The sequence below is a fragment of the Sorangium aterium genome (assembly GCF_028368935.1).
Classification (GTDB): Bacteria; Myxococcota_A; Polyangia; order Polyangiales; family Polyangiaceae; genus Sorangium; species Sorangium atrum.
The window spans coordinates 637953-661172 of the sequence record NZ_JAQNDK010000005.1; the positions used below are offsets into that span (position 1 = coordinate 637953).

General features: G+C 70.4%; 14 protein-coding genes. 4 read left to right on the forward strand and 10 right to left on the reverse strand.

Annotated elements, in window-relative coordinates; genetic code table 11:
- Nucleotides 1-626: 626 nt before the first annotated feature.
- The 8 genes from POL72_RS40740 to POL72_RS40775 form a co-directional block, all read right to left on the reverse strand.
- A complete protein-coding gene (locus tag POL72_RS40740) occupies nucleotides 627-1868 on the reverse strand; it encodes a VWA domain-containing protein (RefSeq protein WP_272102248.1) in 1242 nt (413 codons plus the stop codon).
- Between the two features lie 198 nt (nucleotides 1869-2066).
- A complete protein-coding gene (locus POL72_RS40745; RefSeq protein ID WP_272102249.1) occupies nucleotides 2067-2453 on the reverse strand; it encodes an AgmX/PglI C-terminal domain-containing protein in 387 nt (128 codons plus the stop codon).
- Nucleotides 2454-2503: 50 nt separating this feature from the next.
- Entirely contained in the window at nucleotides 2504-3142 is a 639-nt protein-coding gene (locus tag POL72_RS40750; protein WP_272102250.1) for an OmpA family protein, read from the reverse strand.
- Nucleotides 3143-3165: 23 nt separating this feature from the next.
- Nucleotides 3166-3834 carry a UPF0158 family protein gene (locus POL72_RS40755; RefSeq protein ID WP_272102251.1) on the reverse strand — a complete coding sequence of 223 codons (669 nt, stop codon included), beginning with the start codon at nucleotides 3832-3834 and terminating at the stop codon, nucleotides 3166-3168.
- Nucleotides 3835-4073: 239 nt separating this feature from the next.
- Entirely contained in the window at nucleotides 4074-5459 is a 1386-nt protein-coding gene (locus POL72_RS40760) for a sigma-54-dependent transcriptional regulator (RefSeq protein WP_272102252.1), read from the reverse strand.
- The gene (locus POL72_RS40765) at nucleotides 5456-6991 is read right to left on the reverse strand and encodes a sensor histidine kinase (RefSeq protein ID WP_272102253.1); all 1536 of its coding nucleotides are present in this window, start codon (nucleotides 6989-6991) and stop codon (nucleotides 5456-5458) included. The genes POL72_RS40760 and POL72_RS40765 overlap by 4 nt, the downstream gene beginning before the upstream one ends.
- Before the next feature lie 89 nt (nucleotides 6992-7080).
- Complete coding sequence (locus POL72_RS40770) at nucleotides 7081-7380, reverse strand: hypothetical protein (RefSeq protein ID WP_272102254.1); 300 nt, start codon at nucleotides 7378-7380, stop codon at nucleotides 7081-7083.
- 63 nt (nucleotides 7381-7443) lie between these two features.
- Nucleotides 7444-7764, reverse strand: a complete 321-nt coding sequence (locus tag POL72_RS40775; RefSeq protein ID WP_272102255.1) for a putative quinol monooxygenase — start codon at nucleotides 7762-7764, stop codon at nucleotides 7444-7446.
- 123 nt (nucleotides 7765-7887) lie between these two features.
- On the opposite strand from POL72_RS40775, the gene POL72_RS40780 reads away from it, so the two are divergent.
- Together POL72_RS40780 and POL72_RS40785 are read left to right on the forward strand one after the other, a co-directional pair.
- Nucleotides 7888-8868, forward strand: coding sequence for a LysR family transcriptional regulator (locus POL72_RS40780; protein ID WP_272102256.1), 981 nt, complete (start codon nucleotides 7888-7890; stop codon nucleotides 8866-8868).
- Between the two features lie 171 nt (nucleotides 8869-9039).
- Entirely contained in the window at nucleotides 9040-9996 is a 957-nt protein-coding gene (locus POL72_RS40785; RefSeq protein ID WP_272102257.1) for a hypothetical protein, read from the forward strand.
- A gap of 75 nt (nucleotides 9997-10071) precedes the next feature.
- Here the strand turns inward: POL72_RS40785 and POL72_RS40790 are convergent, their stop codons facing one another.
- Nucleotides 10072-12516: a DUF5682 family protein gene (locus POL72_RS40790; protein WP_272102258.1), complete on the reverse strand. Its 2445-nt coding sequence runs from the start codon at nucleotides 12514-12516 to the stop codon at nucleotides 10072-10074.
- Between the two features lie 9 nt (nucleotides 12517-12525).
- Entirely contained in the window at nucleotides 12526-13611 is a 1086-nt protein-coding gene (locus POL72_RS40795; RefSeq protein ID WP_272102259.1) for an ATP-binding protein, read from the reverse strand.
- Between the two features lie 95 nt (nucleotides 13612-13706).
- Here POL72_RS40795 and POL72_RS40800 point away from each other — a divergent pair, with 95 nt between their 5' ends.
- Together POL72_RS40800 and POL72_RS40805 are read left to right on the forward strand one after the other, a co-directional pair.
- Nucleotides 13707-14018 carry a hypothetical protein gene (locus tag POL72_RS40800; RefSeq protein ID WP_272102260.1) on the forward strand — a complete coding sequence of 104 codons (312 nt, stop codon included), beginning with the start codon at nucleotides 13707-13709 and terminating at the stop codon, nucleotides 14016-14018.
- 163 nt (nucleotides 14019-14181) lie between these two features.
- Nucleotides 14182-23220, forward strand: a complete 9039-nt coding sequence (locus POL72_RS40805; RefSeq protein ID WP_272102913.1) for a SpvB/TcaC N-terminal domain-containing protein — start codon at nucleotides 14182-14184, stop codon at nucleotides 23218-23220.

The window sequence follows — 23220 nt, forward strand, 5'->3', positions numbered from 1 at the left end:
ATCCGCCGTGAGAGGCGGAAGGCGAGTGGATCTCCCGGGTGGACAAGTTCACGTCCGGACGGGCGCTCAGGGCTCGTGATCTCCGCACTGCGACGCTGCGTAAAAGATCAAAACAGTTTATAGGTGATGAGCCCTCGCCGAGCGACGTGATCAGTCCGCAACATCTATCGGTAGTTCAAGTGAAACTTTCTATCAGCCTAGTTGGCCCCTCGATCAGCGCCGAGAGCAGCGCGGGTCCCCTTCTGGTCAAGACACCCTCTCTGGAAGAGGTGGTTCGCGCGGCCGGGGCCCGTCGGCGGGTCTCTGCGAGCGCTGCCCGGGGCGCCACGTCCCGGAAGCGCGCCGCCGCCCGGCGGACGGACGAGCGCTCGGCGAAGTCGACCCGCCGCGCGCGGTGACAGGGCCGGCGGCGCGGGGCGCCGCGGACGCGCTCGCTGACGCCGGCGGTGTTCGAGAGAGCGCGCCGCAGCGAGCCGAGCGACGCGGAGGAGCCTGTAGCGCGCGACGGCGCGACGATGCGCCCCGCTCTGGCGGTGCGAGGGCCACGGAGGCACAGACGACGCAGAGGAAGGAAATGAACCTCTGTGTCCTCTGTGCCTCCGTGGTTTTGTGCCCTCGCCAGGCGCTCAGCGCGCCTCGGCGTCGAGCAGCGGGCCGAGGTCCTGACCTCGCATGAGCCGCTCTACCACCTTGACGAGGAGCTTCGGGGTGCAGCCGAAGCAGGGGGTCCCGAGGGCAGCGAGCTTCTGCGCCATGTCGTGGTCGTACGAGGGTTTGCCGCTGTCGGACAGCGCGAGGAGGCAGATCGACTTCACCTTGCTGTCGGCGAGCTGGCGCATGCGGGCGACGAGCTCCTCGGCGTTGCCGCCCTCGAACAGGTCGGTGATCAGGATGAACAGCGTCTTCTCGGGGCGCTCGATGAAGTTCGCCTGGGCGTAGGCCACCGCGCGGTTGATGTCGGTGCCGCCGCCGAGCTGCGCCGTGAACAGCACGTCGACCGGATCGACGAGCATCGGAGTCACGTCGACGACTTCGGTATCGAAGAAGAGGAGCCGAGTGCGGAGGACGTCGAGGGACGCGAAGATCGCGGCCATGATGGAGCTGTAGACGACGCTCTCGCCCATGGAGCCCGACTGGTCGACGAGGATCGCGACGTCCCACTCGTGTCTCCGCGTCTGGTTCGCCCAGAAATAGAGCTTGTCCGGGACGAGGCGGCGCTGCTCCGCGTCCCATCCTCTGAGGTTCTTGCGGATGGTGCGCTTCCAGTCGAGGTTCCTGAGGACGCGGAGCGGGCTCGTCGTGTTCCGCCGCAGGGCGCCGAGGACGGCGGTGCGGATCTCGGACTCCAGCGCGCGCCGCACCTCCTCGACGACTTCACGCACGATCTGCCGGGCGGTCTCCCGGGCGGCGTCGGGGATAAGGCCCTTCGCGCTCATGAGCGTGGCGACGAGCTCGACGTTCTTCTCGAGGAAGGGCAGCGTCTCGGGCTCGAAGAGGAGCTGCGTCAGCCCTCGCTTCTCGATGGCATCCTTCTGGACGAGCGCGACGATGTCGTGGCTGAAGAACTCGCGCACCGCGGAGAGCCACTCGGGGACGTACGGCCGCGAGCCGCCCAGGTTGCCGGCGCGCTCGTCGTAGATGAACGAGAGGGCCTTGTCGAGGTCGCCGAGCCGCCGCGGGTCGACGTGGAGCGCGGACGCCGCGCCGCCGAGGCCGCCCAGGGAGAGGCGGGGATCGACGCGCTCGGCCTCGGGCCCGAGCGCGAGCCGCCAGCGCAGGAGGGCGTCGCGATCGCCGTCGGTGAGGTCGTCCGTCGCGCCGGCAGGGGAGGGGGGCGGAGGGGCTTTCTTGGGGGTGCGGGCGCTCATCGCTGTGGGGTGTCGGAGGGGTCGCGAGCTCTCCAGAGAGCCTGTTTGGCGGAAGCCCGATGAGCCGCCCCGCGGCGCGAGCAGCGAGCGCGGTGCGTGCGTGCCGCACAGCGGCAGGATAGGGGGCGTGGCCGCGAGGCACAAGGAGGACGGCGCGGCGGAGCGCGGCGGCGCCGCCGCGCTCCGCCGCCGCCGGCGCTACGCCTTCGGAGCCCCGACGGTGAACTCCCAGACGAACTTCCCTTTCCCTTGCTTCTCGTCCGGCGGGGTGAGGACGAGCCCGTCGATCGACTTCACGACGCAGCTCGCCACATCGTCCGACGCGGTGGTGCCGGCGGGATCGACGGCGACGTTCGTGATGCGGCCGCTGTCCTCGAGCACCGTGAAAGCGACGGTGACCTTGCCCTGCGCGCGGGGGTTCCGTGCGAGCTCTGCGTCATAACAAGCGCTGATCTCGTCGCGCCTCGTCTCGAGCAGCGCTGCCGTATCGTCGCGGTACATCTCGGCGTTCCGCACGGCGAAGGAGCAGCCCGCGGACGCGCTCGCCAGAACCATCATGGTGAGACCCGAAAACAACTTCTTCATGCTCGCCTCCTTGCGGGGAGCGCCCTTGCGGCTCGGTTTCGGACCAGCGTTCATTTGCCGGCGTCCGCGGTCTTCTGCGCGGTGTCTTGCTCGACGATGTTGAACTCGACGCGACGGTTCTTCTCGCGCCCCTCCGGGGTGTCGTTGTCCGCGATGGGCTTCGACTTGCCGAAGCCCTTGGCGGTGAGCATGCCGGCGGCGATCCCGTGGTCGACGAGGTACTTCATCACGGCTTTCGCGCGGCGATCCGAGAGCTTCAGGTTATGGTCGTCCGATCCCTCGGCGCTCGCGTGACCCTCGATGGCGATCTTCTTGATGTGCGTGTGCTTCTTGATCGTGCTGACGACCTCGTCCAGCAGGCTGTGTGACTCCGACCGGATCGTCGCCTGGTCGTATTCGAACTGGATCTTCTCGTTGATGATGATCTTGTCGTCCGTCACGACCACGCGCTCCGGCGGGGGCGCGGGCGGCGGGGGCGGCGCGGGCGGCCGGCCCACGACGGCGAGCGCCTTCCCTCCTTCGAACGTGGTGACGCCGCCGCAGGCGATGGGGCCCAGGCCCACCGCCGTGAGCGCGGCAGCGGCGACCCAGGGCCCGAGGCCCGTGGCCCGCCGCGCGCTGCGCCGTGCGACGAGCCAGCGGGGGCTCGGGCGGCTCGTCACATCTCGTTTATCGTCGAACTCATTCATGATCGCGTCTCCATGGCCCGCTGTCACGGGCCCAGGCCACCGGGGCGCTCTGCGTCGCCCCTCGATGAAACCGCGGGAATCGGCACGCCGGAGCGCGTCGCGCGCAGGAACTCGGCGAGCGATGTGAGCGCGTGGAGATCGCCGGGCGCGAGGGCGCTCGCCGCCGCGTGGAGCCGCCGGCGAGCCGAGTCGGCGGCGTGAGATCTCCTCGGCTCAGCGCTTTCGCTGGGCCACGCATGCTCGAACGAAGCCGGTATCAGACCGCGGGTGTGAAACCACGCGAGGATGCTGGCACGGATTTGTGCGAGCCGGAAGACGCGCCAGCGTCGTAGCTGCTCTGGCCTGCCAGAGAGCACGGCCTTGAACCGCCGAAACGATCCCCGGCCCTGGAGGGAATGCAGGAGCGTCACCTGGAGCTCGAGGTCGTCGACCGTCGGGATGAACGCCTCCAGCCATCCGTATTGCTCCCGCGCGCCGATCGCCTCGACGCGCACGCAGCGCGGATCCGCCTCGATGCGCGCGCACGTGTCCGGGTCGGTGAGCCCATCGACCAGCCGGATCACGGCGCCTGTCTCGAGGTGAAGGAAATAGCGGATATGCTCAGCGGTGTTGTCGAAGGCGTTCGCGAGAGCGTTCCAGTCGACAGGGATTCTCCGGTTCGCAGCAGTGGACTCCGGCGTGGTGGTGCACATTGCGAGCCCGGCCTGTAGGCAGCTCCCATGCCAGGCGTGCAGGACGCACGCGCCTGCGCGGGGCGCCCGAGAGCCTGTTTTCCGCAGGCAGCTGCGGGTGTCGCGTTGTGCAACAGGTCGATGAGGAGGGGAGTCGCGCGCCTCGCGGCCCCCTGGGAGGTCGCAGCGCGCTCGGCCCGGGCGCGGCAGCTCAGGGCGGGCCCGGTCGAGCGCGCGCGGCGGCGGGGCCGCCGGGCGGATCACGGCTTCGGGTCGCTCGAGCGTCCTCCGCGCATGCCGTACCGCTCGAGCTTCCGATAGAGGGTCGCCCGGTCGAAGCCCAGGATCTGCGCCGCCTGGCTCTTGTTGCCGCCGACCACCTCCAGGACGCGCAGGATGTAGCGCCGCTCGACCTCCTCCATGGGGACGAGCTCGGTCGGGTCGTCGCTCGAGACAAGGACGTGGGAGCGCCGGTAGGTCCGGATCTTCTCGGGCAGGTCGTCAACGGTGATGTGATCGTACCGAGCGAGCGCGACCGCCCTCTCGATGCAGTTCTGGAGCTCGCGCACGTTGCCGGGCCACGCATAGGCCATGAGCTTCTCCGCGGCGGGCGCCGAGAGTCCCTGGATGGGCCTCGCCTTGACGGTCGCGAAGTGCTCAAGGAAATGCTGCGCGAGCAGCAGCACGTCGGCGCCGCGGGAGCGGAGCGGCGGCAGGTCGACGTGAACCACGTTGATCCGGTAGTAGAGATCCTCGCGGAAACGGCGCTCTTCGATCGCTGTCTCGAGGTCGCGGTTCGTCGCGGCGATGAGCCGGACATCCACCGGGAGCTCCTCGTCGGCGCCGACGGGCCGGACGACGCGCTCCTGGAGGGCGCGCAGGAGCTTCGGCTGGAGCCCGATCGGCAGCTCGCCGATCTCGTCGAGGAACAGGGTCCCGCCGTGGGCCCGCGCGAACAGGCCGCTCCTGGCCCCCTTGGCGTCGGTGAACGCGCCTCGCGCGTGGCCGAAGAGCTCGCTCTCGAGGAGGGCGTCCGGGACCGCAGCGCAATTGACCGCCACGAACGCGCCCTCGCTCCGCCGGCTGCGCTGGTGCACGGCGCGGGCGACGAGCTCCTTGCCGGTCCCGCTCTCTCCCGTGATGAGGATCGACGTGTCCGAGTCGGCGATGCGATCGAGCAGATCGAATACGCTCCTCATCACCGGGCTGCCGCTGAGGATCTGCTCGTACCCGTGGGCGTCGGCCACGGCGCGCCGCAGGCGGCGCACCTCCTCGCGGAGGGCGCGGTGGCGCAGGGCGCGCTCCACGGTGAGCCGGAGCGCCTCGAGCTCGAACGGCTTGGTCACGAAGTCGTACGCGCCGGCGCGGATGGCGGACGTGGCGGTGTCGAGGCTCCCGAACGCGGTGATGACGATAACCGGGAGATCGGGCCTGTTCTCGACGATCCGCTCGCAGAGGTCGAGGCCGCTCATGCCGCGCATGGTCATGTCGGTGATCACGACGTCGAAATCCTCCACGCCGAGGAGCTCGAACGCCTCTGCGGCCGACGTCCGCCATGCCGTCCGGAACCCGCGCTTCTTGAGCCCGGCGTCGAGGAGCTCGCAGACGCCGCGCTCGTCGTCGACGATCAGGACGCGCCCTGTCATGAGTTCCCCCGCGGCAGCATCATGGTGAAGCGGCTCCCCGAGCCCGCCCGGCTGTCGACGTGGATCCAGCCGCCGTGCTCCTTGATGATGCCGTAGGCGACCGACAGGCCGAGCCCGGTCCCTTCGCCCACGGGCTTGGTCGTGAAGAACGGCTCGAAGATGTGCTCCAGGACGTCGGCCGGTATGCCCTGCCCCTCGTCACGAACGGACAGCGCGACATAATCCCCCTCGGCCCCTCCCTGGTCGGCCGGGGGACTGGCGCGCTCCGCCCGGAGGCCCACGGCCAACGTGCCGCCGGACGGCATGGCCTGGATCGCGTTGACCACCACGTTGGTGAGCGCCTGCTGGAGCTGCTCGGCGTCTGCGTGGACGACCAGCTCCGGTGTGTCCCCTTCCTGGACCATCGTGACGCCCTGCTTCTCGGCCAGCGGCCTCAGCATGACGAACGTGCTGTGAATGACGCTCCTCAGCGGGGTCTCCTGCTTCTCTGCGCTGCGGCGCCGGGCGAAATCGAGCAGCTGGCGGATGATCTGGGTCATCCGCTGTGACTGCTCGAGGAGGATCTGCCCGTTGGCCGGCACCTCTTCTCCCGTGACGTCCCCGTCCACCAGCATGCGCGCGCGCCCCACGATGACCTGGAGGGGCGCTCCCAGCTCGTGTGCGATCCCGGACGCGAGCTTGCCGACGGTAGCGAGCCGCTCGGCGTGGCGGAGCTGCTGGAGCGCGGCGAGCCGCGCGACGGCCTCGGACTCGAGCTTTCGGTTCGCCGCGGCGAGGCGGTCACACATCGCATCCATCTCCCGTCCGAGCTCGCCGATCTCGTCCTCCTGGCGCAGCGACAGGCGCCGGGAGAGATCGCCGGCGCCGATCCGCCGCGCCTGATCGATCAACGTTCGCATGGGACGTCCCACCAGCCCGACTCCGAGGGACGTCGCGAGCAACCCGCATACCAGCGTCAGAGCGGCCGTCGTGACCGCCGTGTTCAGGATCATGCCGTGGGTGGTGCGGCGAGCTCCCGCCAGCGACTCGGAGAGCTCCAGCGCGCCGACGCGGTCGCCGGTCACCGGCACCGGCACCGGCACGCACGTGACGAGCACGTCCGCGTCTTCACGAGGGAGCCTGTGCACGACCGCCTCCCCTCGCGAGACGGGGACGAGCAGCTCCGGCGCGAGCTGGGGCCGATGGGCGTCATCCGCCTGCTCGTCGAGCCAGACCCACCGGAGGTCCACCTGTCTCTCGCGCTCATTGGCGTCCTCGACGAGGCGCAGCGCCCGGGCGGGCCCTTCCGTGCGCCACACCCCCGTGATGGCGGCGGCCAGCGCGCGGCCCATCGCGTGATGGTCCCGCTGGACATCGTTCTCGAAGGTCTTGGCCTCTCTGCGGATCTGCACGTAGGCGCTCAGCGCGAGCACAAGGAAAACGCCGAACACCAGGGCGAGCGTCAGCTTGCGCGCCAGCTTCATGCCCGACGTCGTAGCGCAGGTGGAGCGCGGCGAGCCATCGCCGCTCGACGCCGCCGCAAAGTACGACATGCCGCATTTTGCGGCACCGGCGATGGGCCGCGCGGGCCGCCGGAGCGCGCTCCTCGGCGGAGCCTGGTGGCCCGCTCCGGTAGGACCTGTTACCGCGGCCCGGCGGGCGCCTTCTCTGGGCAGCAGAACAGGTGATCTGGCACCAGCATGGCGCAGCCGTCTTTCCAGGGGTCGTCAGGCGCGTAGTCCGTCCGGTTCTCCGCAGGATAGAAGTACGCCTTCGGCTTCGCTGGATCCGCGCAGGCGCTGTCGCGCTCCGGCGCTGCCTCGCGGCCCTTCGGCGCGCCGGTGACCCTGGAGCAGGCGGCGAGCGCGGCGCCCGCCGCGAGGAGCATGAGGAGCGCCGCGAGGGGCCAGCGCGCCCGGACCAATGCGATCTTCCGCGTCACCGACGGAGCATCGCACGATGGCCTGCGTGAGACCAGGAGAGCCCGCGTCGTACGCGCGCGCGTTCAGCCGCCAGGGCGGCCCCCCGCGCCGGCGACATCGGTCAAGGCGTAGTGCCTCATCTCCTGGATATTTTCGAAGAAGGGCTTCACCTTGGCGAAGAATGACGGGAACGAAGCCTCCTTTCGAAACCCCTGGAGGTGGCCTTCCAGCGAGTCCCAGCGGATGCGGACGACGAAGCTCGTCGGCTCCTCGGTGCATCGGGAGATCTCGTAGTCGAGGCAATGCACGGAGCCGCGCAGCTCCGTGGCTGCAGCGCGATAAGCGGACAGGAACGCCTGCGCTTGCTCTGCGGGGATGGCGTAGCGAATGTACTCGATGATCATGGCAGCTTCCTGGTTGGGGGCCTGAGGGGTTGTGCGGCGGCACCTGGGGGCGCCGTGCGGCAGCACGAGCCGTCCGGGGACCAGAGATACGCGCCGGCGGATCGAGCGTCGAATCGACAGTCGGTGAGCCGATTCATAGACGATGTCTATGGGTCGGCGTACTATACATCGACGATGCGTTTGCAATCGGTGGACACCCACCTTGTCGTGGCCTTGCACGCTTTGCTCCAGGAGAGGAGCGTCACGCGCGCTGCGCGCCGGGTGGGCGTGACGCAGCCCTCGATGAGCCACGCGCTTTCACGGCTGCGCGCCCATTTCGGGGATCCATTGCTCGTCCAGGTGGGCAGAAAGATGACGTTGAGCGAGCGAGCGCGGGACCTTTTGCCGAGAGCCGCCGAGGCCGTCGAGCGGCTCGAGCACGTCTTCGGCCAGGCCGAGCGGTTCGATCCGAGGCGCTCGACCCGCACGTTCCGGCTCGTCGCGACCGACAACCTGGAGCTGCTCGTGCTCCCGTCGTTGACCAGGATCCTCGCCGCCGAGGCGCCGCACGTCAACCTGCGGTGCCGCAACATCCCGCCGGATTTCGCCGAGCTCCTGCGCCGTGGCGAGCTCGACGCCAAGCTGGGGCGCGGCGGGCCGGTGCCCGACGGATGCCGGTCCACGCAGCTCGCGGCCGAGCAGCTCGTCTGCCTGATGCGGCGGGGCCACCCGGCCTCCCGGAAGGCGCTCACCGCGGCGCGCTACGCGGCCTGCGGGCACCTGATGATCTCGCCGCACGGAGAGGACCACAACGTCATCGATCAGGAGCTGGCGGCGCGGGGGCTGCGTCGTCGGGTGACCCTGACCGTGTCGCATTTCCTCGTCGCTCCGTTCATCCTCTCCGGCTCTGACCTGCTGCTCACCGTGTCTGCGCGGGTCGCCGTGGCGCTGGCCCGGAAGCTCGATCTCGTGGTGCGGCCGTGTCCGCTCGATGCCAGAGGTTACACCTTGACGCTCGTCTGGCCGGAACGCTCCGAGGGCGACGAGGGCCACAGCTGGCTTCGCGCCGCCATCGAGCGCGCCGTCGCGTGTGAGCCGGTCGCGGGGCTGGGCGAAGGCGGCTGAGGATCAGCTCCTGACGTGGAGCGGGAGTTCCTCCGCGAGGCGCAGGTCGAGGCCGGCTCGCGATGGGGCTGGCCTGCCACGCGGCGTGGGCCCGCGGCGACACCGGTCCTCGGCGCAGTGTGGGTTTTCTGGGCGGCGCTTCGCGGCATGTGCCGTGCTCCTCCGGCCGGCATGCCGTGCTCCCGACTCGCCTCGTCGATCGCTTTGCTTGCGCTCATCTCCGGCTGCGCCGCCCGCCCGCAGTCGGCCCTTCCCGTTGCCCTCGACGTCCCGCGCCCGCCTGCCCCGCGTTCGTCCGAGTCCAAGGGCGCTGAGGACGCCGCGCCCGGCGGGGCGCTCCTGGTCTGGGGCCGCACGGGCGATGGGCCGCCTCGGACATGGCACCTCACCGACGAAGGCGCGGTGATCCGCGAGGAGCCCGGGATCGTCGTGGCGACCGGTCGAGGGGAGTGGCGCTGGGAGGTGAGCGAGGTGAAGGTGGAGACCTCGGCCTGCGAGTTCGGGCCCGGGGAGACGCGCGAGCCGGGCGAGGGGACCGCGCACCGCGCGGAGCTCGTGCTGCGCGGGACGGGCGCGCGCCAGCAGGTGATCGCGCCGTCGGACGCGGACGGGAGCAACGTGATTCAGCACGAGGCGGAGGCGATCGGGAGCGTCGGGCCGTACCTGTTCATCGAGGAGCGGACGTACAGCGACGCGTGCGGCGCGCACGGCTTCGTGGGCGTGGGGTTCATGGTGTGGGACGCCGACAAGGGCGCGATCGTCGATCTGCTCGCCGAGGTGTCCAGCGTGCCGGCGCTGCAGGGCGAGGCCGAGGCGCTCCTCGACGAGGATGAGGACGACCCGGAGGCCGCCCGGCAAGAGGAGAATGCGCCGGAGCTCGTGCAGATCGCGCCGGCCTACGACGCGCGGGGAGCGCTCCGGGTGACCGCGAAGCTCGCGCGCTCTGCGTGTTATGCCTGCGGCGACGGCGCGTGGAGCTCCTACACGCGCTCGGCGGTGGTGCCCGCCAAGAAGGCGCCGGAGCGCCTCGCGGCGTGGGCGTCCCCGCCGTCCGGCATGCAGAGCTTCCTGGCGGAGCACCCGGACCTCATCGTCGGCGGCTGGTCGCGGGCCGGCAGGGCCGAGTGAGCCGAGCGAGCCACGCTGGCTCGGCCGGCCGCGCGACGAGGGCGGCGCGCGGTGCGCCGCGGTCACGGCCCCGCGTCAGAGCAGGTCGTCCAGGTCGTCCATGGCCTGAGACAGGTCCTCGCTCATCTCCTTCAGCTTCTCGCGGTCCTTCTCCAGGAGCACCGCCTGCGCCGCGCGGGCCTTGTCCCCGAGCTTCCGCGCGGCGAGCACGTTCTCGAGCAGGTACCGCCGCTCGGTCGCGCCGAGCGCCGCGAAGGCGCGCCGCAGGACCGGGAGCGTGTCCTTGAAGCGCTCGGGAAGGATGCCCCCGAGGAACGCGTCGAGCGCCTCGACCACGGGGCGGCTCTTCACGAGCACCAGCGCGTTCACCTCGAGGAAGCCGGCCAGGAACGACGCCGCCGCCTCGGGCGGGGCCGCGCTCCCGAGCCGCAGGCCGACGATCCTCGCCACCTCGGCGTCGTCGATCACCTGCGCCAGGTAGAGCAGCCCGCACGCGAGGCCCGACGCCGTGGGGTTCACCGCGTCGCTGTCCACGAGCGCCCGCGCCGCCTCGAACCACGCGGCGCGGTCGACGATCGGCTGCGACAGCGCCACGTCGTGCAGCGTGCGCAGCGCCTCCTTGGCCGGGGCGACCGCCTCGTCGCTGCCCGTGCAGCCGCCGTGGACGCGCAGGACCGCGCGCGCGAACGTCTTCTCCAGCATCGTCGCGATCACGCCGTCGCCGAGCGACGACAGCGAGCGCGACGACCCGAACGACGCGAGCCCCGCGAAGGCGCGGCACGCCCGGGCGAGCGACGGCAGGTCGCTGTCGCCCGCGGCGAACCGGTCGCACGCGTCGAGCGCCGAGGCCGCCGCGCGGGCGCTCGACGCGAGCACGGCGTTCAGCAGCACGTCGGCGGCCTCGCCGGTCGTGTGGCACGCCGCCAGGTCCTCCTCGAGCAGCCGCGTCGCCACCTGCTCCAGCGTGTCGCCGAGGACGATCTTCTCGACGAGCGCCACGTCGGTCGCCGGCGTCCACTGCGCCTCCCACGTCTCGCTCAGCTGCCGGAGCAGCTCGTCCGGCGGCACCTCGCTCGCCGCCTGCCCGCGCCGCTGCCCGCGAGCGCCCGCGCCGCCCCGCCCGGCCGCCCGGGCGCCGGCGTACGCCGCGTAGGGGATCTTCGCGATGCGGAGCCGGTGCAGGAGCACGCTCGTCCCGACCTCGACCTCGTTCGTGAGCGACAGCCGGAACGACTCGGGCGCGTCGGTGGCGGGGAGCCTGCGCTCGCGCACCTCGCGCCAGAACTCCTCCTGGAGCGAGTTCTTCCCGATGCCGCCCCCGACGCGGCCCACGTTGCGCCCGATGACGGCAGGCCAGAGGAAGCCGTCGACGTGCGTGGCGTCGCCGCGGCACATCGTGGCGATCGTCGCCTCGCGCACCTCGTCGAGGCCGGGCTCCGCCTTGCCGCGGAGCTCGGCGAGCGAGACCGCGAGGCGGAAGGCCTCGATGGTGTCGGCGAGCGAGGCCATGAAGCCGCGGAGGCGGAGGTGCTCGGTGAAGTCGATCAGCACCTCGAGGGTGGCGCGCCGGAAGTCGCCGCCCGCGTCGTGCGCGCGCTGGTAGTACTGCGGCGCCCGGTTGCCCGCGCCGTAGCCGAGCTGCTCGGAGAGCCGCGGAAAGCTGAACGGGATGAGCGTCACGGCGCACGGGATCGGCGCCGGCAGCCGCGCCTCGAGCGCCGGATCGACGTCGCGCGCCGCGAACGCCGCCGCGTGCGCCGCGCCGAGCACGGCCGCGACCTCGTGCGGGGCGAGGTCCGGCCCCATGCGCTCGAGGATGCTCCGCGCCATGTAGGCGTCGCGCGCCCGGTGGATCAGCCGGTCCCCGTCGCTGCGCACCAGGTCCGCGTACGCGAGCAGGGCCTCGCGGAACGGCCCGGGATCGTAGCGGGGCGCCTCGAACGAGGCCTCCCAGAACTCCTCGAACGAGCGGAAGCCCCGGGCGCGCGCGCAGGCCGCATAGATGCTCTCCTGCGGCTCCTCCGCGCTGGGCGGCCCGCCGTCGCCGCCGTCCCCTGCGCCGCCGTCGTCTGTGTGCTCGCCGTGTTCACCGTGGTCACCGTGCTCGCCGCGGTCCTCGTCGATCTCGCGCTCGTGGCCGCCCGGATCGTCGGCGTCGTCGTGGCCGACCGGGGCGCCGTCGAAGGGCGCGAGCGTCGTGCCGACGGGGATGTCGATGAGCTCGACGCGCGCGCCGTGCTCGAAGGCCCATTTCACCGCGACGTACTCGGGCGAGTAGGCGGCGAACGGCCACAGCGACGACGCGGGCTCCCCGTCGGTGCGGTAGCCGAGGATCGCCACGGGCGGGACGGTCTTCGGGTCGACGAGCGCCTCGAGGAGCGGCGTAGCGTCGCTCGGGCCCTCGACGAAGATCGCCTTCGGGCGCACCTCGTCGAGGTAGGCGCGCAGCGTCGCGCTGGAGCGCGGCGAGTGGTGGCGCACCGGGAAGAGGTGCACGGCGGCGAGCCGGTCGAGGTCCATCGGGTCCCTTCAGATCGCGAGGCGCTTCTTGGCGGAGGCGTAGAACTCCTTCCAGAGCCCTGCGCGGCCCTTGGCCACGGTCTCGCAGTACTCGCGGACGGCCTTGAGGTCGTCGCCGCCCTCCTTGCTCACGGCGCCGAGCAGCGACCGGGAGAGGTCGTCGGCGGTAACCTTCCCGGTGCCGAAGTGCTGCGCGAGGATGCCGCTGTTGAAGAGCACGCTGATGGCCTCCGCGGTCGACAGGACGGAGCCCGGGGTCTTCACCTTGGTCTTGCCGTCCTTGGTGACGCCGGCGCGGAGCTCCTGGAAGAGCGTGACGAGCAGCTTGGCGAGCTCGGCGGGCGGCTCGACGCCGACCTGGTAGTCGCCCCGGAGCTCGGCCTCGCGCTTCTGCACGATGCGGATCTCCTGCTCGAGGTCGTCGACGACGGGGACGGTGATGAAGTTGAAGCGGCGCTTGAGGGCGGCGCTCATCTCGTTGACGCCGCGGTCGCGTGTGTTGGCGGTGGCGATGAGGTTGAAGCCGCGCTGCGCGGGGACGACCTGGTCGAGCTCGGGGACGGCGATCTGCTTCTCGGACAGGATGGAGATGAGCGCGTCCTGGATCTCCGACGAGGTGCGGGTGATCTCCTCGAAGCGCGCGAAGCGCCCGTCGCGCATGGCGCGGAGGATGGGCGAGGGCACGAGCGCCTTCTGCGAGGGCCCTTCTGCGAGGAGCAGGGCGTAGTTCCAGCCGTATTTGACGTGCTCCTCGCTGGTGCCAGCGGTGCCCTGGACGACGAGGGCGCTCGTGCCGCTGATGGCGGCGGAGAGGTGCTCGGAGAGCCAGCTCTTGGCGGTGCCCGGCTCGCCGACGAGCATGAGGGCGCGGTCGGAGGCGAGGGTCGCGAGGGCGACCTGCACGAGGGCGCGATCGCCGATGTACTTGGGGGAGATCGCGACGCCGCCGACGGGTTTGTCGCTGCCGAGGATGTACGTCTCGACGGCCCTCGGCGAGAGGCGCCACCCGGGCGGCCTCGGCGCCGTGTCGTTGGCGGCGAGGGCCGCGAGCTCGTTTTCGTACTTGGTCTCGGCGGGCTGGCGCAGGTCGCTCATGGGTGGCGCAGGAGGTTACCGCAGAACCGGGCGAGGCGTCCCTCCGGGGAGATCAGCGGCCGGCGGGCTGCGCGGCCGGCGGGGCCGCGGGCGGCATGGCGGCGGGCGTCGTGGCGCTCGACGGCGGGGTGGCGGCGGCGCGCCTCATGGGGCCTCAGCGCACCGACGGCGCGGGCCGGGTTGAGACGGACGATGAGCGCGTCGCCGGTTCAGGGGTCGAGATCGTCCTCTGGAGTCTGCTCCACGATGGATCGGAAGTGGTGGCGTGCGATCTCGGCGTCCTCGGTGAGGAAGGGTTGCTTGCCGCTGGTGTTGAGCTTCTTCGCCTGAGCCTTCGGCTTGTTGTTGGGCTGTCTTCGAGTCGAGGGCCTTCAGGCACCCTCGCAGGGGAAGCCGCGAGGGGCTGACCGCGCCGCGATCTGTAATCGCTTATAATCGAGCGGGTGTTGACATCGCGTGTGACGCCGGACATAGGTGGCCTCGAATTCAACAGACCTTGCGTCGGAAGTGTCTCGAATGCGACACGCGGGCTGGTTGTATCGTCTTGCTTTGTTCTGTGCGGTGGTGCTGATGCTCGGGCGGGGGCATGAAGGCCTCGCGCTGGCAGGGCCGCCGGAGCCGCGGCTCATGCAGCTGTCGCCGCCGGGCGGCGGAGTAGCGCTCTCCTCGATTCCCTTCCGGCTGCCGAGCGACGGTGTCGGGGGGCTGTCCCTGGGGCCTCGGGTCGATGCGCCGCTGGTCGAGGACGCGGGGGCGCCGTTCGGCGAGATGGTGGTGCCCGACAAGGCGCGGGTGGTGGCGTTCGAGGGGGCCGTGCTGGAGATCCCTCAAGGCGCGGTGGACGAGCCGGTGCGGATCACGATTCGCCCGCTCGACCAGGGCGAGGTGCGTCTGATGGGGCGCGCGATGGTCAACGTCACGCCCGCGGGGAGGGCGTATCGCTTCGGGCCGCACGGGCTCAGGTTCAAGAAGCCCGTGCGGCTGACGTTGCCTTATGACGAGCACGCGATTCCCCCGGGGATGACCGCGCAGCACGTGATGGGCTTCTACTTCGACGAGGCGCAGGGCCAGTGGGAGCGCGTCGCGCGGGACGGCGAGGCCGCAAAGGGCAAGCTGGCGAGCCTGACCGACCACTTCACCGACTTCGTGAATGCCACGCTCGCGATGCCGGACGCGCCGGGCACGCGCAGCTTCGATCCGAACAGCATCAAGGGGCTCGCGCTGGGGAGCCCGTTCGCCGCGGTGACGGTGGTCGCGCCGCCGGAGGCGAGCTCCAGCGGCGCGGCGCGGTTGAGCCATGCGATCGAGGTTCCGCCGGGGCGCAACGGGATCCAGCCGGCGCTCGCGATCGGGTACGACAGCGAGCACCGCAACGGATGGCTCGGCGTGGGCTGGGATCTGCGGCTGTCGAGCATCGAGATCGACACGCGCTTCGGGGTGCCGACGTACGCGGCGGGGGAGACGCCGCGCTACCTGCTCGACGGGAGCGAGCTCGTGCAGGCCGAAGGCGGCGCCTGCGGCGACCCGTGCCTGTTCCGGCGGCGGGTGGAAGGGCGGTTCGACCGCATCGTGCGGCACGGCACCGGCGCGGCCAGCTACTTCTGGGAGGTGACGGACAAGGACGGGACAACGGTTGTCTACGGCCGCGACGCGGACGCGCGGCTCGACGATCCCGAGCCGGGGCCGGGCCAGCCGCGCAACGTGTTCCGCTGGTACCTCGACGAGGTGCGCGACACGTTCGGCAACCAGATGCGGGTCCGCTATGATCGGGAGGTCGAGGCCGGTCCGCCGCCGCGCATCGAGGTGCACCCCGAGCGCATCGAGTACACGGCGAACGCGTCACGAGGGGTCGAAGCGGCCTATGCCGTGGACTTCGTGTCCGAGAGAGGGCGGCCCGACGTCATGCTCAGCGGCAGGCCCGGCTTTCTCGAGCAGACCGAAAAGCGGCTCTCGCGTGTGGACGTGCGGTTCGGCGACGTCGTGGTCCGCAGCTACGCGCTCCATTACATCGACGGCGATTTCGGCAAGCGCCTTCTACAGGCCATCGCGTTCCATGGGCGAGGCGCGCGGCAGGCGGGCGGGCAGGTGACGCTCGGCGAGGAGCTGTACCGGCATACGTTCGAGTACTTCACGGCGCCGCGCACCGCGTCCGGCGAGGTGGCTGCGTTCGCGCAGGCGGCCGAGGCATGGGGACAGGCCAAGACGAAGGACGGCCTGTCGCGCACGGAGGAATCGACCGCGGGCGGCAGCGCGTCGGTGGGGCTGGGCATCGGCATGTTCTCGATCTCGGTCGGCGGGGGCGGCTTCTTCGGCGACGAGACGGTGCGCAAGAGCGTGTTCGATCTCAACGGCGACGGGGTGTCCGACTTCCTGGAGGACAGCGGCGATGTCGGGCTCAACCTTCTTCGCGCGGCGTCCGGGAGCCATTTGACGGCGGCGAGCGCGCTCGGCTTGTTCGACAGGGATCTCGGCCTGACGGACCGCTCGGGATGGAGCGTGTATGCGGGCCTGAACGTCGCGGCGCTGAGCGGCTCGGTGGGGTACACGCGGAGCAGCGCGGAGGACGAGCAGATCGTCACGGACATCAACGGCGACGGTTACCCCGATCTGGTGTCGGGCGGCCCGCTCGGGGGCGTTTACGCCGCGCTCAACGACCGGCGAGGTCGCTTCGGGAGCAAGCAGCCGTGGGGCGCGCTCGACACGAGCGGCGCGCCGTCCGGCCGTCCCGACCTGGCCCAGGCGGCGCGCAAGGACTTGCATCCGGCCGATCCGCTGCTGCGCTGGATCGCGCCGTTCGAGGGAGACATCCGCATCGGCGGGGCGCTGCAGAAGCAGGAGGCGGGCGGCGATGGGGTGCGGGTGCAGATCGTGCGGAGCGGCGAGGAGGAGCCGCTATTCGACGATGTGCTCGACTGGGATGAGCTGACTCCCTGCCTCCTTGGCGCGCATCGGTGCGGCGGCGATGTCCTCACGACGCATGTGGCCGCGGGCGACCGGATCTACTTCCGGGTGAGCGCGGCGCCGACGGTCGACCCCGAGCGGCGCGTGGACACGGCGGCTGATCTGGTCTCGTGGAGCCCGTCGATCACCTACGAGGTGAGCGAAACGCAGCTCGCGCAGGCGGGGCCGGACGGGGCGCCGATCCACCGCTTCGAGTACAGCCACGACCACCGGCTCGCGGGGCGCCCCGACGTGCCGTGGGTGGCGCCGGCCGACGGCAGCGTCCGGATCACGGGCGACCTCTCGAAGTGGTCGACGAGCGATGAGCTGTGGGTGGAGATCGTGCGGGAGCGCGGCAGCTCCGCGGCGGAGTCGATCCTGGCGCCGCAGCACGTTGACGCGGGCGCCGGTGGGCTCGGGATGGGCGCGCTGCTGCCCGAGGCGATCCCGGTGCTCGCGGGCGATCGCCTCCGGTTCCGGGTGAAGGCGGACTTGCCCGACGACCCGGCGCGCATCGCGTGGAGCCCGGTGGTCCGTTACGAGGAGTACACGCGCGTGGACCGGGCGACGGGCGCGCCGCGGCGCGGGCAAGTGCAGTGCGGCGCGCAGCCGAACGGCCGCACCGGCTGCACGCTGCACAACGACGGGCCCGGGGACGCGCCGCTGCCGCTCGCGCTCATCGAGCAGCGGGCGCATGTATCGATGCCTGTCGCGAGGTGGTCGCATGCGACGCGCCCGAGGCCGTGGATCGCGCCGAGCACGGGGACAGCGCGGCTCGAGGGAATGCTGTTCGTGCCGGGGACCAACCCATTCTCTCAGCCGTTGACCCTGGTCGTTCAGGGCGTGCATCGGCTCCTCTTCAAGCAGGCGTATTCCGCGCCGAGCGCTGCTGGCACCGCATTCCCCGTGGACCTCGACCTGGAGGTCCAGGCCGGCGAGCCCATCTTCGTCACGGCCTTCGCGCAGGAGGCGCCCACGGGCGCCGCCCTGCACGCGACGATCGACGGGGAGCCGGTGTCGCTCGGCGTGTTCGCTCCCGAGGCGGCGACGAGCGGCGGGTCAGAGGATCCGATGGCCGGCGGGTTTCATGGCTGGTCGGTCGGCTTCCTCGATGGAGATCGCGCGTTCTCGGAGGCGGACATCGCCTTTCCGACGCTCCACCCGGAGCGCGGCTTCACGCTCGCTGTGCCGCTGCCGCAGGGGAGCGCGCCGGTGTGGGGTGCGGCCGCGTCGGAGGCGTTCGTCGGCGGCAGCTCGGTCAAACCGTCGATCGTGGGCAGGGTGAGGCGGGGAGACGGTCAGCTCGGCCGGCTGCGCAGCGCGGAGACGTGGAACGCGGAGATCGGCGCCAACCTCGGGCCGCTGGGGGCGGGCTACAGCTTCGGCAGCACCACGTCGGACCTGGACCTGATCGACGTCAACGGCGACCGATTGCCCGACAGCGTGACGCGCGAGGGCGCGGTGCTCAACACGGGGCGAGGGTTCGGCCCGCGGGACAGCTGGTGGCTGCCGGAGGCGCTGCGGCGGATCGAGCACCGCGCGATCCGGCTGGAAGGGAGCGCCTCGGTCACTGTCGATAGCGAGATCCAGACGATCTCCAAGACCACGAGCGAGGGGCGCTTCGAGGGGTACCTGCACACGCAATTCCGCCTGGGGACGAGCTACGGCCTGTCCGCCACGCACGTGGATCTGGTGGACGTCAACGGCGATGGTCTGGTGGACCAGGTGACGCAGGATCTGCAGAGCGGGGTGATGACGGTGGCGTTCAACCTGGGGCATCGGTTCGCGGGGCCGGTGGCGCTGGAGCGGGCGCGCTTCGAGAAGAGCGACTTCGATGCGGGAACGCTGCGCGAGACGCTCGGCGACATCTTGAGCGAGTTCACGGACGCAGCCGGGGTGGACGCGGTGCGGCTGGAGGACACGGGCGCGAACAGCGTCGGCGTCGGCGTGGACGCGACGGTGGCCGCCGTCGGCGCGGGGTACACCTACACGACGGCGCGCACGGTGGTGGACTTCGCGGACGTGAACGGCGACGGGCTGCCGGACAAGGTGATGAAGGCGCCGGACGAGCCGTGGTTCCGTGTGCAGCTCAACCTCGGGAGCCGGTTCGCGCCGGAGGAGTCCTGGCCCGCGGGGGCGTGGGGCGTGTCGATCGATCCGCCGGAGTACGCGTTCATGGGCGGGGGCGACGCGGTGAGCTTCCGCAGGTCGGAGAGCTACGAGGGCAGTTTCAAGGTCGATGTCTGCTACTTCGTGTGCGTCGGCGGCTCGGTGTTCTACTCGGAGGGCGCCGGCTCATCGCACCTCGCGTTCGAGGACATCGACGGCGATGGGCTTCAGGATCACGTGCTCAAGCGGGACGGCGACGCGACGGTGTACGCGCGGGTCAACGCGCTCGGCAAGACGAACCTCTTGCGGCGGGTGAGCCGGCCGCTCGGCGGGAGCATCGAGCTGGACTACCAGCGCGAGGGCAACCTGGTCGTGCCGAGCGAAGGGGCGCTGGGGGAGGTGGACAGGGCGCCTCAGGTCGACATGCCGTCGAGCCAGTGGGTGCTGAGCGAGGTGACGGTGCACGACGGCGTGGAGGGAGCGCCGGGGGTGTACGGGGTGCATGCGTACCGGACGAGCATCGCGACGCACGCCGATGGGGTCTACGACCGGGAGGAGCGAGTCGAGCTCGGGTACGGGCTCGTGACGACGACGGCGCTCGGCGAGGATGGCGTCACGGCGATGTCGAGCGAGGACGTCGAGCACCTGAACCACGACGTCTACCGCCGCGGGTTGGTCGCGCGCTCGACGCTGCGCGACGGCGACGGGCTGCTCTACACGGTGAACGAGGTGGACTACGCGCCGCCGCCCGAGGGGCTGGAGCCCAGGGTGGGCTCGTTCTTCCCGAAGGAGACGGAGAGGAGGAGCGCGTTCTACGAGGGGACGACCGACGACCCGAGCGCGCCGCACAAGAGCACGCGCGAGACGCGGGTCTTCGACGAGCTCGGCAACCTGATCGAGCTGCACGCCGACGGCGAGGCGAATACGCCGGACGACGATGTGCATCAGAGGGTGGAGTACACGGAGCCTGGCTCGGCCTACATTGTGAAGCCGGAGCTCGTCGAGACGACGGATGAGCTGGGGCGCGTGCTGCGCCGGCGCACGGCGACGTACTGGCCGGGAACGGGCGCGCTGCGGGCGGTCACGAACGTCATCTCGGGTGGCAAGCGGGCGGATGGGACGACCTACGCCAACGCGGAGGCCACGTGGAGCTATGTGTTCGACGACTTCGGCAACCTCGAGACGTCGACCGACCCGAACAGCTACAAGCTGACCTACAGCTACGATGAGGTGACGCACAGCTACCGCACGTGCGCGAGCGATAGCTTTGGGTACCATTCGAACAGCGTGCCGAATCTGCTGTATGGCACGGTGGCGCAGGAGACCGACGTCAACGGGCACACGATGGTGCACCGGATGGACGACTTCGGGCGGCTGATCGAGGTCTGGGGACCGAGCGACCTCGCGGAGGACGGCGAGGACGCTGTGCCGGTCGGGTGCGAGCCGAGCAAGGTCTGGAGTGCGGAGGCGCCGGCGGGAGAAGGGGAGCCGACGATCGGATTCGAGTATGCGCTCCAACCGGGTCAGACGGCGGCGCTGCCGGCGTGGGCGAAGACGAGCCACAAGGACGTGGAGCATCCGGGCGACCCGATCGTGACGGTGACGCTCGCGGATGGTCTGGGGCGGGTGCTGCAGACCAAGAAGGACCACGAGCGCGACACGGGCACGGGCACCGAGGTCGGGATGACGGTCAGCGGGGCGGTGGCGTTCGACGCGCTCGGTCGCGTGGTGGAGCAAGGGCAGCCGGGCTTCAGCGCGGAGCCGGACACGGCCTTCGTGAGCCTGGCGCTGCTGCGGCCGACGCTCACGCGCTACGACGCGGTCTCGCGTGTGCGGGAGGTCGCCATGCCGGACACGAGCGCGCCGGGCGGCTACGCGCGGACGGCGATCGAGCACGACCTGGTGGCGCTGGAAGGACAGCTGCTCTTTCAGGAGATGGTGATCGACGCCAACAGGAAGGTGCGGAACACGTACCGGGACGTGGGTGGGCGGATCGCGACGGTGGAGGAGTTCAACCGGATCAAGGGGACGGAGACGCGGATCGTGACGCGTTACCAGCATAACCCCCTCGGCGAGCTCGTCCGGGTGACCGACGCGCGCAACAACGCGACGACGGCGACCTACGACTCGGTCGGCCGGATGGTGGCGCTGGTGAGCCCCGACGCGGGCCGCACGGAGTGGCGCTACGATCTGGTCGGGAACCTTCGAGAGAAGCAGACGGCGGAGCTCGCGGCGCGGGGGCAGCTGATCCGGTACGAGTACGACTTCAACCGGCTGCGGAAGATCGACTATCCGGTGACGCAGGACGTGGTCTACACGTACGGCCAGCCGGACGATGCCGGGGACGAGGAAGGCAACCGAGCGGCGCGGCTGGTGGAGGAGACGAGCGCGGCGGGCAAGCGGAGCTTCCGTTACGATCGGTTCGGCAACACGGCGGAGCTGACCTCGGAGTTCCCGCGGCTGCGGGAGCCGCACCGTGGGCCGTACCAGGCGACGCTGAAGTACGTGTTCGACGCGCTGGGGCGGATGCAGGAGCTCCACTTCCCGGGCTCTGGCGAGGAGATCGTGCGCTACAGGTACGACCGAGGCGGCGCGGTGGTGTCGGTGGTCGGGGAGAACCAGCGGGTCAATCCGCAGCACCCGAGCGAGCCGAGGACGACGGAGTACCTGAGGCACATCGGGTACGACGAGTTCGGGCAGCGGGTGCGTGTGGTGGCGGGCAACGGGATCGAGACGAAGTACCGGTACGACGAGTCGACGCGGCGGATGACGGAGGTCAACGCGGACCACCAGAGCGCGCAGATGCGGTCGATGGGACGGCCGCCGAGGCCGTTTCAGAGGCTGCGCTACCGGTATGACCTCGTCGGTAACATCCGGGAGCTGAACAACGAGGTGCCGTTCGACGAGTCGCTGGGCGGGGCGGTCATGGTCGCGCGGACGCAGCAGCGGTTCGCGTACGACGACCTGAACCAGCTGACGGAGGCGTCGGGGATCTACCAGGAGCGGGGAAACGAGCAGGAGCGGTACACGCTGGGCATCGACTACGACGTCCTCGGGAACGCGACGGCGAAGCGGCAGGAGGTCGCCCGGTACGCGCGGAGCGGGGGCAACAACTGGCAGATGCAGTACCCGATCCGGGAGAGGACGTACCGGAACGACTACCGCTACACGGGGCCGAGGCCGCACGCGGCAAACCAGGTGGACGAGTACGTGCCGGCGGAGTCGCAGCCGCGGCTGAGGGAGCTGTCGTACGACGCGAACGGCAACCACAAGCAGTGGAAGTACCGGGGCAGCGTGCAGCGCACGCTGAGCTGGGACGAGGACAACCGGCTGGTGTCGGTGAGCGAGAACGGGCAGGAGATGTCGCGTGCGCTGTACGACGGCGCGGGGGAGCGGCGGGTGCACCTGCACCGGGTGGCCGGGGAGGAGGAGACGGCGTACGTCGACCAGCACCTCGTGGTGCGCAACGGGGTGATCGCGACGAAGCACCTGTTCGCGGGGGAGACGCGGATAGCGAGCAAGATCGACGCGGACTACTACCAGAGGCCGCCGGTGCTGTACTACCACCCGGACCACCTCGGGAGCACGCAGTACGTCACCGACCAGGACCAGGCGCTGAGCCAGCACGTGGAATACCTGCCGAGCGGGGAGCTGTGGGCGGACCAGACGGACTCGCGGTTCCAGAACCGGCAGCCGTACCTGTTCAACGGGAAGGAGCTCGACCTGTCGACGGGGCTCTACCACTACGGGGCGCGGAGCTATGAGCCGCGGCTGGGGGTGTGGGTGAGCCCGGATCCGGTGCTGGCAGAGTACATGGTCGGCAGGATCAACGGCGGGGTATTCAAGCCGATCAACCTGGGCCTGTACACGTATACATGGAATAACCCCGTAGCTTTCGTTGATCCGGATGGGAGGTATTCAAAGGAAGCTGCGCAGGTTTTGGAAACTGCCGCGAAGACAGCCGGGTCGGCCACTGCGATGGCACTGGCCGAGCCCTCGCCATTTGGGGAGGTGATCGTTGCTGGCGCGGTCATTATCGGAGGCGTAGGCTTCGTGGGCTATTTGATCTACGATGCCATCTCGGATGGAGACTCCCCCAAGCCATCTGAAGCTGCGCCTGCACCCGCGCCTCCCGCGGAAGTACCGTCGCCACCCCCACCGCCTGCAGCGGGCGGGGGTGGGGCGAAGGAGCCCCCGAAGCCGCCTGCGCCCCCTGCGGCGGAATCGCCGGAGCCACCGCAGAGGCCTGCAACGGGTGCGGCGGGACTTCGGGACATGAGCGACATGACGAGGAGCGAGGCGGAACGAGCTTTGGCCGAAGCGGGGTTCAATGGAAAGAAAGTTTCGGATGGCGGATGGCAGACCTGGAAGCATCCGGATGGATCGAAGGTCGATATCAACTGGAGAACAGGAAGAATGGTAAGAACTGCCGCTCCGGAGCGAGGACCTGACGGGCGTACGATAACCAACAAGGGGCAGCGCTTGGACGCAACAGGTAAATCAATTCCTCGCGAGCTGCCGCACGACCAGCATCCAAAGGAAACTCTGAAGACAAAGTAG